14 protein-coding genes are annotated in these 13918 nt (G+C 68.1%); 10 read left to right on the top strand and 4 right to left on the bottom strand.

Annotated features, from left to right (window positions below):
• Positions 1–40: 40 nt before the first annotated feature.
• A complete protein-coding gene (locus G3I17_RS15600) occupies positions 41–1009 on the bottom strand; it encodes an SH3 domain-containing protein (RefSeq protein ID WP_203590268.1) in 969 nt (322 codons plus the stop codon).
• A gap of 172 nt (positions 1010–1181) precedes the next feature.
• Here G3I17_RS15600 and G3I17_RS15595 point away from each other — a divergent pair, with 172 nt between their 5' ends.
• The 3 genes from G3I17_RS15595 (at position 1182) to G3I17_RS15590 (ending at position 2632) form a co-directional block, all read left to right on the top strand.
• Positions 1182–1961 carry an enoyl-CoA hydratase/isomerase family protein gene (locus tag G3I17_RS15595; RefSeq protein WP_164596762.1) on the top strand — a complete coding sequence of 260 codons (780 nt, stop codon included), beginning with the start codon at positions 1182–1184 and terminating at the stop codon, positions 1959–1961.
• Positions 1962–2056: 95 nt separating this feature from the next.
• Positions 2057–2212: a DUF6131 family protein gene (locus G3I17_RS39815; RefSeq protein WP_203590267.1), complete on the top strand. Its 156-nt coding sequence runs from the start codon at positions 2057–2059 to the stop codon at positions 2210–2212.
• 78 nt (positions 2213–2290) lie between these two features.
• On the top strand, positions 2291–2632 hold the full coding sequence (locus tag G3I17_RS15590; protein WP_164596761.1) for a YciI family protein: 342 nt from the start codon (positions 2291–2293) through the stop codon (positions 2630–2632).
• A gap of 50 nt (positions 2633–2682) precedes the next feature.
• Here G3I17_RS15590 and G3I17_RS15585 read toward each other — a convergent pair whose 3' ends face one another.
• Positions 2683–4089, bottom strand: a complete 1407-nt coding sequence (locus tag G3I17_RS15585; RefSeq protein WP_164596760.1) for an MFS transporter — start codon at positions 4087–4089, stop codon at positions 2683–2685.
• A 212-nt stretch (positions 4090–4301) separates the two neighbouring features.
• Between G3I17_RS15585 and G3I17_RS15580 the strand changes: the two genes are divergently transcribed.
• Genes G3I17_RS15580 through G3I17_RS15570 form a run of 3 tightly spaced genes read left to right on the top strand, consistent with a single transcriptional unit; the run spans position 4302 to position 6624 of the window.
• Positions 4302–4655, top strand: a complete 354-nt coding sequence (locus tag G3I17_RS15580) for a YciI family protein (protein WP_203590316.1) — start codon at positions 4302–4304, stop codon at positions 4653–4655.
• Positions 4652–5884, top strand: coding sequence for a DUF6596 domain-containing protein (locus tag G3I17_RS15575; RefSeq protein ID WP_164596758.1), 1233 nt, complete (start codon positions 4652–4654; stop codon positions 5882–5884). The genes G3I17_RS15580 and G3I17_RS15575 overlap by 4 nt, the downstream gene beginning before the upstream one ends.
• A gap of 44 nt (positions 5885–5928) precedes the next feature.
• Entirely contained in the window at positions 5929–6624 is a 696-nt protein-coding gene (locus G3I17_RS15570) for a hypothetical protein (protein ID WP_164596757.1), read from the top strand.
• 124 nt (positions 6625–6748) lie between these two features.
• On the opposite strand, the gene G3I17_RS15565 is transcribed toward G3I17_RS15570, so the two are convergent.
• Positions 6749–7297, bottom strand: a complete 549-nt coding sequence (locus tag G3I17_RS15565) for a DUF4240 domain-containing protein (RefSeq protein ID WP_164596756.1) — start codon at positions 7295–7297, stop codon at positions 6749–6751.
• A gap of 496 nt (positions 7298–7793) precedes the next feature.
• Complete coding sequence (locus tag G3I17_RS15560; RefSeq protein WP_343238335.1) at positions 7794–8846, bottom strand: LacI family DNA-binding transcriptional regulator; 1053 nt, start codon at positions 8844–8846, stop codon at positions 7794–7796.
• A 323-nt stretch (positions 8847–9169) separates the two neighbouring features.
• On the opposite strand from G3I17_RS15560, the gene G3I17_RS15555 reads away from it, so the two are divergent.
• The 4 genes from G3I17_RS15555 to rhaS are packed head-to-tail and all read left to right on the top strand — an operon-like array spanning position 9170 to position 13908.
• Positions 9170–10681: a sugar ABC transporter ATP-binding protein gene (locus G3I17_RS15555; protein ID WP_343238321.1), complete on the top strand. Its 1512-nt coding sequence runs from the start codon at positions 9170–9172 to the stop codon at positions 10679–10681.
• On the top strand, positions 10678–11736 hold the full coding sequence (locus G3I17_RS15550; protein WP_164596754.1) for an ABC transporter permease: 1059 nt from the start codon (positions 10678–10680) through the stop codon (positions 11734–11736). Before G3I17_RS15555 ends, G3I17_RS15550 begins: the two co-directional genes overlap by 4 nt.
• Complete coding sequence (locus tag G3I17_RS15545) at positions 11726–12790, top strand: ABC transporter permease (RefSeq protein ID WP_203590266.1); 1065 nt, start codon at positions 11726–11728, stop codon at positions 12788–12790. Before G3I17_RS15550 ends, G3I17_RS15545 begins: the two co-directional genes overlap by 11 nt.
• A gap of 26 nt (positions 12791–12816) precedes the next feature.
• Positions 12817–13908 (top strand): rhamnose ABC transporter substrate-binding protein, encoded by a 1092-nt coding sequence (rhaS, locus tag G3I17_RS15540; protein ID WP_164596753.1) that lies wholly within the window; start codon positions 12817–12819, stop codon positions 13906–13908.
• Positions 13909–13918: the final 10 nt, after the last annotated feature.

Raw genomic sequence — 13918 nt, 5'->3', positions numbered from 1 at the left:
GCTCTCCAAGGAGGAGGAGCCGGGCCTTCGAACGCGTTGATCAGGCGGTGCCGGAGTTGCCGTAGACGCTGACGTGCACGTGGTCGTAGTGGTTGGCCGTGGTGCCACCACGGTCCTCCATCGCGCGCCAGCCTTCGCTGCTGCGCTGGACCGTCCAGATGTGCTGCTCCCAGATCAGTTCGCTGACGCCCATGGCCTTGCGGTTGGCCCGGAGCCAGTCGGCGATCTCCTGGCCGGTCTGACCGCTGACCATGATGTCGAGTGCGCGGCCGCTGGAGTGCTCGCTGCCGCTGTCGCCGCTGCGCAGACCGCCGTACGAGGTGACGGAGGGGAACAGGTTGCAGATCGCGCGGTGGACGCGGATGGCGTCCGCCGTGAGGCCTTCCTCGACGCTGGAGCCGGACTTGCAGGCTGCCTGCGACGCGGTGCCTTCGACGGCCCCCTCCACGGGCTTGGTCGCGGCCAGGTACTGCGCCTTGACCCAGCGGGAGACGCCGCTCTGGACGATCTCGGCCCAGATGCCGTCGACCTTGCCGGTGACGGAGACCTTGCTGCCCTTCTCCAGGACCGTGAGCAGGGTGCCGGTGACGGGAGTGGACCACACGTTCACATCGGTGGTGGTGAACTTGCTGCCGGTGATCTTCGGCGGCAGGACCGTCTTCACGCTCTCGGCCGCCCGCGTCTTGACCGACGACGGCTTCGGGATCGGAGCCTGCTTCTTCAGGTGCTTCGCACCCGGCGTGGTCTTCGCCTTCGGCGCCGTGGTCGGAGCCAGGTCGAGCGACGGACGAAGAGCGTCCCGGCTGGTCGGTACCTCACGCTTCAGCTGCAGGGACGAGCTGGCGGTAGGTACATCCTGCTTCGGGGCTTCGTCGGGAAATGCGACTGCGGATCCGGTGGCCAGGAGCGCCACCGCGGCACCGGGGATCGCAACCTTCACGATGCCTGGGCCGATCACCTTCGGGCGCGGTTGACGGTGCCGCGCCTGTCTATGCCGTCCTTCAGCCACTGCTTCACCCAATCGGTCGAGATCAAAACGTTATCGACTGGAGGAGTGAAGCACACTTCCTGACGAGTCCACCAACCGGCGCGGAGTTTTAACGAATTGCGAACATGGCGCACGCTCAGCGATGTGATTTTCCCTGCGGCGCCGGGCGGTGGTCTCTGCTTGACTGCGCGTTATGGACGACCTCGGGTTCAGTGTCGAGACCGGTACGGTGGCCCGGCTCGTGATCGACCGGGTACCCAAACGGAACGCACTCACTCGGGCGATGTGGGAGGCACTGCCGGGGCTGCTGGCGGAGCTGGCCGCGGATCCGTCGGTCGAGGTCCTCCTGGTCACCGGCGCCGGCCCGAGCTTCTCAGCGGGCGCCGACATCGGTGAACTCGTCTCCGGCGCCGACCCGGCCGATCCGATGGCGGAGCTCCGCGCGCACAATCTGCGCGCCCAGGCCGCTCTGCGCGAGTTCCCGAAGCCGACGATCGCGGTGGTCCGCGGGCACTGCATCGGCGGCGGCCTCGAGATCGCTGCCAACTGCGACTTTCGGTTCGCGGCGAGCGGTTCGACGTACGGGGTGACGCCGGCGCGGATCGGAGTGGTCTACCCGCCGGCCGCGATCAAGGTGCTGCTCGATCTGGTCGGGCCCGCGACCACGAAGTACCTGCTCTTCAGTGGTGAGCTGCTGACCGCCGAGGAGGCGTACGCGAAGGGTCTGGTCGATCGGGTCTTTGCTGAGGATGCGCTCGACGAAGGAGCGGCCGACTTCGCCGCGACGCTGGTCTCGCGCTCGCAGTTGACCATCCGCTCGGCGAAGGAGACCGTCAACGCGCTCCTCGCCGAGACCGACGCGGATCCGCTCGCCTTCCGGCGGTACCAGGAGACGATCGCCAGTGGCGAGCTGGTCGAAGGCATCACCGCCTTCCAGGCCAAGCGTCCGCCGCGGTTCCCCTGGCGAGGCTGACTCCGATCCGTCCGATTAGCGGGGATTACGGGTGGGCACCAGGTGTTGGTGCCGCCAACCCCCGCCTGGCGGCCTGAGGAGATAAGGGAGGCTTCATGCTCATCCTCGGTCTGGTCCTGTTGTTACTGGGATTCTTGTTGAGTGTCCCGATCCTGTGGACGATCGGCATCATCTTGCTCATCGTCGGAGCAGTGTTGTTCCTGCTGGGATCGACCGGTCGCGCTGTCGGGGGACGACGCCACTGGTTCTGATCGGCCGAAGTAACCAGAACCCCGCGAGCTCTCGGGCTCGCGGGGTTCTGTCGGTCCGGGTGGTTACGATCCGGCGGTATGAAGTACCTCGTACTGATCTACGGCGACGACACCTTGACCGGATCCCCAGCGGATCTCCAGGTGACGCGTGAGCTGACGAAGCTCAAGGACGAGCTGGCCGGCACCGGCGAGCTGGTCAGCTCCGAGGGGCTCGACTTCCCGGGCGAGGGCCGGGTGGTCCAGATCCGCGACGGCGTCCGGGTGATCACCGATGGGCCGTTCGGCGAAGCCAAGGAGCAGCTCGCGGGCTTCTTCCTGGTCGACGTCGCCGACGACGAGCGCGCCCAACAGGTGGCCGGTCGGGTCTCGACTCTCGTCGGCGACCGAGTCGAGCTCCGCCCCACCGTCCTCAGCACCTAAGCCCACCCCAACCCACCAACCCTCGCCGTTGCGCCACCCCACTCCCTTGCTCAGGCGCCGAGGGCTACTGCTTCGCGGGCTGCCGCGCGCTTCTTGCCGACCAGCAGGCTGGTGCCGACCAGACCGACCGCGATGAACGCCCAGCACGCCGCGAACGCGACCCGGTAGCCCGAGACGAGCGCGGCCGGCGTCAATCCGTTCGTGTTCCCGATCGCTACCGCGGACAGGATCGCGATCCCCACCGCGCCACCGATCTGGAACGACGCGTTCTGCAGCCCCGACGCGACGCCGGAGTCCTTCTCGGCGACCTCGCTCAGCGCCGCGATCGACCCGGCCACGGACCCGGCGCCGAGTCCGGCGCCGAAGATGGTCAGCCCCCAGAACGCCACTTCGAAGTACCCGGAGGAGACCGAGAGCAGGCTCATCACCGTGCTCCCGATCCCGGCCAGGGTCAGCGAGCCGGCAGCCACTGGGCGCGGCCCGATCCGGGTGACCAGGTTCTGCCCGACGATCGATCCGCCGACGGCCGCCGCCGCGAGAACGGACGACATCAGCCCGTACCGGATCGCCGATGCCCCCAGCGCCAGTTGGGCGTACTGCGTGTAGACGAAGTTCAACCCGAAGGCCGCCAGCCCCCACGTCATCCCGATCAGGTTGCCACCGACCACCGCGCGCGACCGGAAGATCCGCAACGGGACGAGTGGTGCCGCCGACCGCTTCTCCACCAGCACGAACAACGCGAAGAGGGCCGCGGACGCGAGTGCGAGCAACGTGGTCCGCCCGGCCGATGAGGTGGGCGCCTCGATCACGGCGTAGACGAGAACGATCAGCGCAGCGGTCACCGTGACGGCGCCGGCCAGGTCGAAACCGCGTCTCCCGGGTCCACGGCTGTCCTTGAGGAGTACCGGCGCCAGCGCGACCACCAGCAGGCATACGGGCACGTTGATGAAGAAGATCCACTGCCAGCCGAGCCCATCCGTCACCGGGCCGCCGACGAGTGAGCCTGCAGTACCGCCGACTCCGCTGGTCGCTCCCCAGATCCCCAGCGCCTTGTTCCGCTCAGCACCGTCGGGGAACGTCGTCATCACGATGGAGAGCGCACTAGGAGCCAGTACTGCGGCAGCGATCCCCTGGAGGCCGCGGGCGAACACCAGTGCATCCCCTGACCAGGCGAACCCGCACAGCAGCGAGGAGGCCGCGAACAAGAGCAGCCCTGCGACCAGTACGCGCCGCCGGCCCAGGAGGTCCGACACGCGGCCACCGAGGAGCAATAGACCGCCGAACATCAGCGCGTATCCGCTGGGTACCCACTGCACCCCGCCGGTGGAGAAGGTCAGCTCGCGCCCGATCGACGGCACCGCGACGAGAACGATCGACGCGTCCAGGATGATCATGAACCCCACCAGGCAGAGCAGGGCGAGAGCGAACCACCGCTTCGGATCGGGGTTGGTTTCCATGCTGCCGTTCTCCATGATGCAGGGCCTCCGGTACTGCGGACGCCCGGGCTGAGCGTCACTTGCCCAGTACGTCGGACCCCAGATCAGGGACTCGACATTCTGGAGATCTCGCTCGTCGCCATGTCGAAATCACGGCGGGTTGCTACGACGTACCGGGTGAGAGGGGGTCACCGGGACCTCTGCGACCCGTCAGGATGGTGCCTGTGAAGTACATGCTGCTGATCTACAGCAATGAGGAGAGCTGGGCCGGACTGTCGGCCGAGCAGCGCGAGGGCCTGGCCCGGTCGCACGCCGAGCTGATGCAGGAGCTGACCGAGCAGGGCATGCTGGTCAGCGCCGCCGGACTCGCCGATCCGATCACCACCAGGACCGTCTCCGTCCGCGACGACACCCGGACGACCACCGACGGCCCGTACGCCGAAGCCAAGGAACACCTGGCCGGCTTCTACCTGGTGGAGTGCGACAACATCGACGAGGCGATCGACTACGCCGCCCGGATGCCGGACGCGAAGTACCTCGCCGTGGAGGTGCGACCTGTGATGGACAGCTCCGGGCTGGAGATGTGAGCGACTTCGAGCACCTGCTGCGGGAGGAGACGCCGCAGGTGCTCAGCGCGCTCGTCCGGCACTACGGGCACTTCGACCTGGCCGAGGAGGCTGTGCAGGAGGCCCTGCTCGCGGCTGCCCAGCAGTGGCCCGAGGAGGGCGTTCCGGACAACCCGCGCGGCTGGCTGATCAGAGTCGGTTCGCGGCGGTTGACCGACCTGCTCCGGAGCGAGTCGGCGCGGCGGCGGCGTGAGGAGAACGCGGCCAATCTCGCGGCGCCGGAGGAGTTCGTCGCTTCGGCGCCCGATGTCGATGACCCGGGTGGGCGGGACGACACGTTGACATTGCTGTTCCTTTGCTGCCATCCGGCGGTGTCGGCTGCATCGCAGATCGCCTTGACCCTAAGGGCTGTCGGCGGTTTGACCACGGCGCAGATCGCGGCCGGGTTTTTGGTGCCTGAGGCAACGATGGCGCAGCGGATCTCGCGGGCCAAGCGGAGTATCAAGCAGGCGGGCAGTACGTTCGAGATGCCGCCCGAGGCTGAGCGTGATGCCCGGATGGGCGCTGTGCTGCACGTTCTCTATCTGATCTTCAACGAGGGCTACACCGCCTCGTCCGGGGCTTCGTTGCACAGCGCAGAGCTGACGACGGAGGCGATCCGGTTGGTGCGTGGGGTTCGCCGGTTGCTGCCCGACGACGGTGAGGTCGCGGGGTTGCTGGCGTTGATGCTGCTCACCGACGCGCGGCGGCCGGCCCGGACCGCTGCCGATGGCGGGCTGATTCCGCTGGCCGAGCAGGATCGCTCGTTGTGGAACAGGGCCGCCATCGTCGAAGGCGAGGCGCTGGTCACCGAGGCGCTCTCGCGCACCCAGCTGGGGCCGTACCAGGTGCAGGCCGCGATCGCCGCCGTCCATGGAACCGCCGAGCGGGCCGAGGACACCGATTGGCCGCAGATCGTCGCGCTCTATCAGGTGCTCGAACAGATCTCCGACAATCCGATGGTGACGCTCAACCACGCCGTGGCGGTGGCGATGGCGACCGGGCCGAAGGAAGGGCTGGTGCTGCTGGAGCCCCTCGATTCCGACCACCGGATCACCGAACACCACCGCCTCGAAGCGGTTCGCGCGCATCTGCTGGAGATGTCGGGTGACCTCGACGGAGCCCGCGCGAGCTACCTGCTGGCGGCCCGCCGGACGACGTCGATCCCCGAACGCAACTACCTCCAGTCCAAGGCGGACCGGTTGAGCTAGGGCGCCGAGTCGCGCCGGAGCCCCAGGTGTGTCAGTTTTGAAGGGTGGATCTCACCAAGGCGTCGCTCCTGCGCGAGATGCTGACCGGGACGGAGCTCGGCAGCCGGACGACCGCGTTCGCCCACTCGCTGCGCAGGTTCACCACCCGTACGGGCGGCCTGATGCTGTTCGGCCCCGTCGACGACGAGCCGTGGCACCTCACGGCCCACCTGGACGACGAGCTGCACCGCGCCGGCATCGAGGACATCCGCCCGTCCCTGGTCCGCTGGGCGCCACCGCCGGATGCGCCGCCACACCTGTCCATCGGCCTCGACCGCCTCCGCGAGGCGGGTCGCGGTGAGTCGCTCCTGGTCGTCACCGAGCAGACGCCGGCCGACACGTTGCTGGAGCGCATCGACGACGTCCGCCGCCGCGGTACGACGATCTTCAGCATCGACAACGGCAACAAGGACCTGGCGTCCCTCTCGCACGAATCACTCGTACCGGAACTCCTGGTCCCGAACAGCTTCGGCGCAAGCTGGGTCAGTCACCCGGCCGGCCAGGACCACGACGAACCGGACCACGGCCGCCACGCAGTACCGGAAGAAACCCTCACGGCCCTCCGCGAGGCCGTAGCCGGCTTCGAAATGACCCAGCACCTGGTCAGCCTCGCCATAGCCGACGAGGACCCCACCCAACCAGCCGGCTGGCGCCGCTCCCTCCGAACCTTCATAGAACGCCTCAGCGGCGAACCAGCCTGAGCTCCGTCTGACCCCTCACCGTCCCGACCGACAGGACATAGTGCCCGTACTGCGGTAGGTCAGGGCTTCCGTGAGCGTGGGACTCGGCCGCGGACCTCACTATGTCCTGTCGGTCGGGACAGCCCTAGCTGTCCAGGAGTGCGGCCAGGAGGGGGTAGCGGGTCTCCATCTCGGCGCTGTCGTCGAAGTCGAAGTTTTGGCCGATCGGGATATCCGGGGTGTCGATGCCGGCCGCTTCGACCGCTTCCCAGTAATCCGAACTCGAGCCACCCGCCGCCTCGTAGGCGTGCTGGGCGACGCTCAGCGTCCCCTCGCCGTCGAACCCCTCGAACCCCTCACCCAGGTCCTCGTCGACCACATCGGCGAGCGAATCAGGGTCGGCCATCGCCGCTTCCCAGACCTCCCGCCCCTGCGCGACCAGCCAGCCACGGAAGAAATCGAACCCGTCATCGGAGGCGCCGTCGTTGATCAGGTACGCCGCACCCCACAGATCCTGCCGGTACGACTCCGCGAGCAACCGCTCCAGCTCCACGCCGAACCCGGCGATCTCCTCCAGCGCCAACTCACCCAGCGCCTTCCTCAACGCGTCAGCGACCCCATCAGGATCCGCGACGGTGTCATCCACCTCAGCCCGAGCCGCCTCGACAAGCTCCCAGAACCCATCCCTGTCCACCCCGAAATCGTGTCACGAAACCCGCTCCACAGACACGGGGTGAACTGAAATTCGGACCAACCGAAATGGTCACCAGGGTTCGAGCCGGCGGTGAGCCAGGCGATGGCCAGGTGGCTTTCGGTTGATCTCGTTGACCGGTTAGCGAGACGTGGGGTATCGAATACTGGATATTCGGGGCAAGCTGAGCGTGTGGGCAGCGGCTTCAGTGAGCGTCTCGCGCCGCGAGAGGGCATTCGGATACTGGGGGGACAGGGGTAAGGTTTGTTTCCTTCGGCCCTGGGCCGGCTGCACTTACCGGCGTCCGCAGGGGTACGTCGGTCAGACGACCGGCCCGGGACCGAGGCAGAACCAGCCTCACGGCCAGGTCGGTGTCTTCTTCGCGTCCGCGACCCGAACGCAGGAGCCTGCCCCAGCTCGACACAGCGATCGAACACCCGCCACCCCAACGGTGGTCTTTCCAACGCCCGGCGGGCCGGACAGTACGAGGGCGGGTGTCCTATGCATTGCCGCGGGTAGATGTTCTGACGATGAGTTCTGGGGTGAAGGTGACGCGCTGGTGCTCGTGGTCGGGGTTGGAGGACTCGTCGAGGAGTAGCTCCGCGGCGGTACGGCCGAGTAGTTGGCGTGGTTGGCGCACCGAGGTCAGCGGTACTGCGGCCGCGGCGGCGAACTCGATGTCGTCATAACCGACGATGGCGAGATCCTCCGGCACCCGGAGCCCCAGGCTCACGCATTGCTGGAGCAATCCCAACGCCAGCAGGTCGTTCGCGCAGAAGGCCGCGGTCGGTCGCCGGTCCGCGGGCAGCCCGGCAAGTCGTTGCCCAGCGCCCCTACCTTCGGCGACTGTCAAGGCGCCGGTCAGAACGTCGACCAGGTTCTCGGCCGGCAGCCCGGCCTGCTGTAGCGCCGCACGCGCACCCGCACGCCGATCGGTGACCTGGCCGATCGTGTTCGGCCCGCCCACGAAGGCGATCCGCTGATGGCCGAGCTCGATCAGATGAGTCAGCGCGACCTCGCCGCCCAGTACGTCGTCGACCGCGACCGAACAGTGCTCGCCGTCGTCGATCGCACGGTCGACCACGACCACCGGCGTACCGCGGTCGGGCAGGTTGCGCAGGCGTGACGAGTCGGGATCGATCGGCGTGATCAGCACGCCTTGGACGCGTTGCTGCTCGAGCAGATCGAGGTAGTCCGCCTCGCGTGCCGCGTCCTCGTTGCTGTTGCAGAGGAAGACCGACAAGCCGGCCTTCTGCGCCGCCTCCTCCACACCGCGCGCGACATCGGTGAAGAACGGGTTGCCGGCGTCGAGCATCAGGTAGGCGATGATCCGGCTTGAACCGGCCCGCAGTTGCCGCGCCGACTCGTTCCGGACGAAGCCGAGCGACGCCATCGCGTCCTCGACCTTCGCGCGGGTCGTCGGGCTGACCATTTCCGGCCGATTCAGCACGTTCGAGACCGTACCGAGCGAGACTCCCGCCGCGGCCGCGACATCCTTCACGCCGGCCGCCGATCGCGCCGGGACGGCCGGTCGCCGCTTGCGTGGGGTGATTGGTCCGCTGCCCGGATCCCCTGCCCGCAGCGCCCTCGCCGACCTCGACCGGCCGGTCACGGGTTTCGCCGTACGGGCCGGGTCCGGCGTCCGGCGTGCGCGGTCCGCAGCGCCACTCGGTGTCACGCGGCCTCCCCGGGGTTGAAACGTGATAGCTGACGAAGCGTACCCGCTTTCCTGTGGAAAACCGCAGTGTTCCTCCGTGGTTCTCCACAGACTTGCGATCAGGTCTTGACGCCCGGAGCGGCCCACGATTACCTTCGTGCAATCTTCTTGAAACCTTTCAGCAACACCCTTGATCAGGACCACCGAACCCGCCGGAGGTGAGCATGCCGACCGAAGCCCCAGTACTACGGGTGCGTGAGGTGTCCAAGTCGTTCGGCGCCGTCGCCGCCGTCCAGGGCGTCTCCTTCGACCTGTACGGAGGTGAGGCGCACGCGCTGGTCGGGGAGAACGGCGCGGGCAAGTCCACCATCGTGAAAATGCTGGCAGGCGTGCATCGCCCCGACTCCGGCACGCTCGAGCTCGACGGCGCGCCGATCGAGCTGACCACCCCGGCCGGCGCCAAGGCCGCCGGGATCGCGGTGATCTACCAGGAGCCGACGCTGTTCCCGGATCTGTCCGTCGCGGAGAACATCGCGATGGGCCGGCAGCCACTGGGTCGTTTCAAAACCATCGACCGGGCGGCCATGATCAAGCAGCACGAGCAGCTCTTCAACAGGCTCGGCGTCGCGATCGAGCCGAGCCGTCCGGCCCGCGGTCTGTCGATCGCCGACCAGCAACTGGTCGAGATCGCGAAGGCACTCTCCGCGGACGCGCGCGTCGTGGTGATGGACGAGCCGACCGCTGCCCTGACCGGGGTCGAGGTCGAGCGCTTGTTCGCGGTGGCCCGGTCGTTGCGTGACGACGGTGCCGCTCTGGTCTTCATCTCGCACCGGTTCGAGGAGATCACCGCGTTGTGCGAGCGGGTGACGATCATGCGCGATGGCAAGCACGTCTCCACCGATCTGGTCAGTGCGGTCAGCGTCGACGAGATGGTCCGCCGGATGGTCGGCCGCGAGCTGGGTGCGCTGTTCCCCAAGCAGGAGGTGACGCCCGGTGCGGTGGTGCTGAGCGTGACCGGATTGACCCGCGACCCCGTCTTCGCCGACGTCTCCTTCGAGGTCCGCGCCGGGGAGATCGTCGCGCTGGCCGGGCTGGTCGGCTCCGGCCGGTCCGAGGTGGTGCAGTCGATCTTCGGCGTCGATCCGCGCGACGCGGGCACGGTCAAGGTCGGTGGCAAGACGCTGAAGCCGGCCTCGCCGCGTGCCGCGATGGCCGCCGGGGTCGCGCTGGTCCCGGAGGACCGTCGTCAGCAGGGCCTGGTGATGGAGCTGTCGATCGAGCGCAACGTGACGCTGCCCAGGTCGCGCTCGCTCTCCCAGCTCGGCTTCCTGACCGGCAGCAGCGAGCGACGGTCGGCCAAGGAGTGGACCGAGCGCCTGAAGACGAAGTACGGCCGGCTCCAGGACGAGGTCGGCACCTTGTCCGGTGGCAACCAGCAGAAGGTCGTGCTGGCCAAGTGGCTGGCGACGGCGCCGAAGCTGCTGATCGTCGACGAGCCGACCCGAGGTATCGACGTCGGCACCAAGGCCGAGGTGCACCGGCTGATGTCCAGCCTCGCCGCGGAAGGAGTGGCCGTCCTGATGGTCTCGTCGGAGCTGCCCGAGGTGCTCGGGATGGCCGACCGGGTGCTCGTGATGCGCGAGGGCCGGCTGGTCGCCGAGCTCGACCGCGAGCGGGCCACCGAGGAGTCGGTGATGTTCGCCGCGATGGGACAGGAGGCCTCGGTATGACCGCCGCACCCACCCGCGCGAGCGTCGCGCCGGCCGTCGACCTCCCGGGCGGCGTGACCACCCGGCGATCCCCACTCGATCTGGTACTGCGCGCCCGCGAGCTGGGCATCGTGCTGGCGCTCGCGGTGCTCGTCGCCGTGACCGCGATCTCCAACCCACGGTTCCTGTCCGGCCAGAGCATCCGCGACATCCTGCTCGGCACCGCGATCCTGGCCGTTCTGGCGGTCGGCCAGGCCGTGGTGGTGATCACCCGCAACATCGATCTCTCGGTGGGGTCCGTGCTCGGCCTGAGCGCGTTCACCGTTGGCACGCTGCTGCGCGACAACCCCGGACTGCCCGTCGTGCTGGCCCTGCTGATCGGCGCTGCCGTCGGCGGAGTCTGTGGCGCGGTCAACGGAGTGCTCGTCCGCTACGGCAACGTGCCCGCCCTGGTCGTCACCCTCGGCACGCTCTACGTCGTCCGTGGCATCACCTACTTCTGGGCCGGCGGCCAGCAGATCAACGCGGATGAGCTGCCGTCGGGCTTCCTCGACTTCGGCAACGCGACCTTGCTGGGCGTCCCGTACCTCGTCCTGATCGCGCTGCTGGTGCTCGTCGTCACCGGAATCGTCCTGCGGAACTACCGCGTCGGCCGCGAGCTGTACGCGATGGGCTCGAGCCCGCAGGCGGCGAAGCTGGCCGGTATCTCGGTCGGGCGGCGCACGATCGGCGCCTTCGGCGCGAGTGGCGCGCTGGCCGGCCTGGCCGGGGTGCTCTTCGCGGCCCGCTTCGGAACGATCGACGCGGCGGCAGGCACGGGGTACGAGCTGAACGTCGTCGCCGCGGTCGTGGTCGGCGGGGTCGCCGTCTTCGGCGGTAGCGGTTCGGTCTGGGGTGCGGCGCTCGGTGCGCTGCTGCTGACCACGATCGGCAGCTCGCTCGCGGTGCTGGAGATCAACCAGTTCTGGCAGCAGGCGATCGTCGGCGGCCTGATCCTGCTCGCCATCGGCGCCGACCGGCTGGTCGCCGCCCGGGTGGCGACCTCCCTGAAGAAGCGAGGCAGTCATGTCAGCTGACACCAGCATCGCTCCAGACCGAACCCCCGCCTCTGACGGTGGCGGCGCAGGCAGCGGCAGCGCAGCCGCCGGCTTGGCCGGGCGGTTCGCCAACTGGAACGTAGCGATCATCGCCGTCACCGTGGTGGTGCTGATCGTTGCCTCAGTCACCGTGGACAACTTCGGAACGTCGCAGAACTTCGGCTTCCTCATCCTCGACCTGCTGCCGATCGCGCTCGTCGCCCTGCCGATGACGCTGGTGATCGTGACCGGTGAGATCGACCTGTCGGTGGCGAGCACGCTCGGCCTGTCCAGCGCCGTGATGGGCTCACTCTGGAACGCGAACCAGCCGATCGAGACGATCATCCCGATCTGCCTGCTGCTCGGCGCCGTGCTGGGCGCGGTCAACGGCTTCTTCGTCACCGTGCTCGGCCTGCCGTCCCTGGCCGTCACGATCGGCACCCTCGCCCTGTATCGCGGCCTGGCGTTCGTAGTACTGGGTGATGGAGCGGTTGCCGACTTCCCGGCCTTCTACACCGACTGGGTGACCGGCAACATCGCCGGTACGTCGATCCCGAACGTGCTGCTCATCATCTTCGTGCTCGCCATCGTCTTCGGTGTGGTGCTGCACGCGACCCCGATCGGCCGGGCCGTCTTCGCGGTCGGTGCCAGCGAGCAGGCCGCAAGGTTCGCCGGCGTCCGCCCGGGCCAGCTCAAGTTCTGGCTGTACGTCGTCAGCGGTCTCGTGGCCGGCCTTGCCGGAGTGCTCTGGACGCTGCGCTACTCCAGCGCTCGTGCAGACAACGGCGCCGGACTCGAGCTGGCGGTCGTGGCAGCTGTCCTGCTCGGCGGTGTCTCCATCTTCGGTGGCAAGGGCGCACTTCCGGGCGTGATCGCCGGCGTCGTCCTGCTCGCCTCGCTGCAGAACGCTCTGCGGTTGTCCGACGTCTCCAACGAGGCGCTCAACGTCGTCACCGGCGTGCTGCTGATCGCCTCCGTCCTTGCTCCCAAGCTCGCCAATGCCGTCCGCGGCTCGGTCCAGCGCCGCCGGCACCGGACTACCCATCCCCTGTAAGGCCGCTTGTCCAGAAGGGACAGCCCATGTCTTTCCGCATCTCTCGCCGCCTGGCGGTACCGCTGTCGACGGTGGCCGTCGCCTCGCTCGCGCTCACCGCGTGCGGTGGTGGCACCACCAAGTCGAGCTCGGCGAACGACGCCACCGGCGCGCCGAGCAGCACCGGATCGGCCGCTGCCGACCCGAACGCGCCGCTCAAGGAAGGCCTCAAGATCGCCTACCTGCCCAAACAGCTGAACAACCCCTACACCGACGTCGAGGTCGGCGGCGGCAAGGTCGCGGTCGGCGAGATCAAGGGCGAGTACAAGCTGGTCGGCCCGAACGACGCGAGCGCGTCCTCGCAGGTCAGCTACATCAACACGCTGATCCAGCAGCAGCAGGACGTGATCGTCGTCGCCGCCAACGACCCGAACGCGGTCTGCCCGTCGCTCAACCAGGCCCGCAAGGCCGGGATCAAGGTCGTCTCGTTCGACTCCGACGCCTCGAAGAACTGCCGGGACGCGTTCATCAACCAGGCCACCACGCAGGGCATCGGCGAGAGCCTGGTGAAGATGGCGAGTGAGCTGGCCGGTGGTTCTGGTGAGATCGCCGTCTTGTCCGCGACGCCGAACGCGACCAACCAGAACTCCTGGATCGCGGTGATGAAGACCGAGCTGGCCAAGCCGGAGAACGCCAAGCTCAAGCTCGTCAAGGTTGCCTATGGCAATGATGACGACCAGAAGTCGTTCACCGAGGCGCAGGGTCTGCTGCAGACCTATCCGAACCTCAAGGTGATCGTGTCGCCGACGACGGTCGGCATCGCCGCCGCCTCGCGGTACGTGAGCTCCTCCAACTACAAGGGCAAGGTCGCGATCACCGGCCTCGGCCTGCCCAACCAGATGCGCAAGTTCGTCAAGGACGGGACGGTCAAGAAGTTCGCCCTCTGGAACCCGGCCGACATCGGGTACCTCGCTGCGTACGCCGGTGCCGCGCTCAAGTCGGGGCAGATCACCGGCGCCGCGGGGGAGAAGTTCAAGGCGGGCAAGCTCGGCGACTACACGGTCGGCGTGGACGGTGAGATCGTGCTCGGCCCCCCGACCGAGTTCACCGCGGCCAACATCGACAAGTTCGACTTCTGAGCCACACCAC

Origin of the sequence: Streptomyces sp. SID13031, from assembly GCF_010548305.1 — a bacterium.
Lineage (GTDB): Bacteria > Actinomycetota > Actinomycetes > Propionibacteriales > Kribbellaceae > Kribbella.
Note: the sequence above shows the minus strand (reverse complement) of the source record. Positions and strands in the feature narration are given on the sequence as shown.

Coding starts and splice junctions, on each gene's coding strand:
- G3I17_RS15595 (WP_164596762.1), top strand. CDS start 1,182: ATGGACGACCTCGGGTTCAGTGTCGAGACCGGTACGGTGGCCCGGCTC.
- G3I17_RS39815 (WP_203590267.1), top strand. CDS start 2,057: ATGCTCATCCTCGGTCTGGTCCTGTTGTTACTGGGATTCTTGTTGAGT.
- G3I17_RS15590 (WP_164596761.1), top strand. CDS start 2,291: ATGAAGTACCTCGTACTGATCTACGGCGACGACACCTTGACCGGATCC.
- G3I17_RS15585 (WP_164596760.1), bottom strand. CDS start 4,089: ATGGAAACCAACCCCGATCCGAAGCGGTGGTTCGCTCTCGCCCTGCTC.
- G3I17_RS15580 (WP_203590316.1), top strand. CDS start 4,302: ATGCTGCTGATCTACAGCAATGAGGAGAGCTGGGCCGGACTGTCGGCC.
- G3I17_RS15550 (WP_164596754.1), top strand. CDS start 10,678: ATGACCGCCGCACCCACCCGCGCGAGCGTCGCGCCGGCCGTCGACCTC.
- G3I17_RS15545 (WP_203590266.1), top strand. CDS start 11,726: ATGTCAGCTGACACCAGCATCGCTCCAGACCGAACCCCCGCCTCTGAC.
- rhaS (WP_164596753.1), top strand. CDS start 12,817: ATGTCTTTCCGCATCTCTCGCCGCCTGGCGGTACCGCTGTCGACGGTG.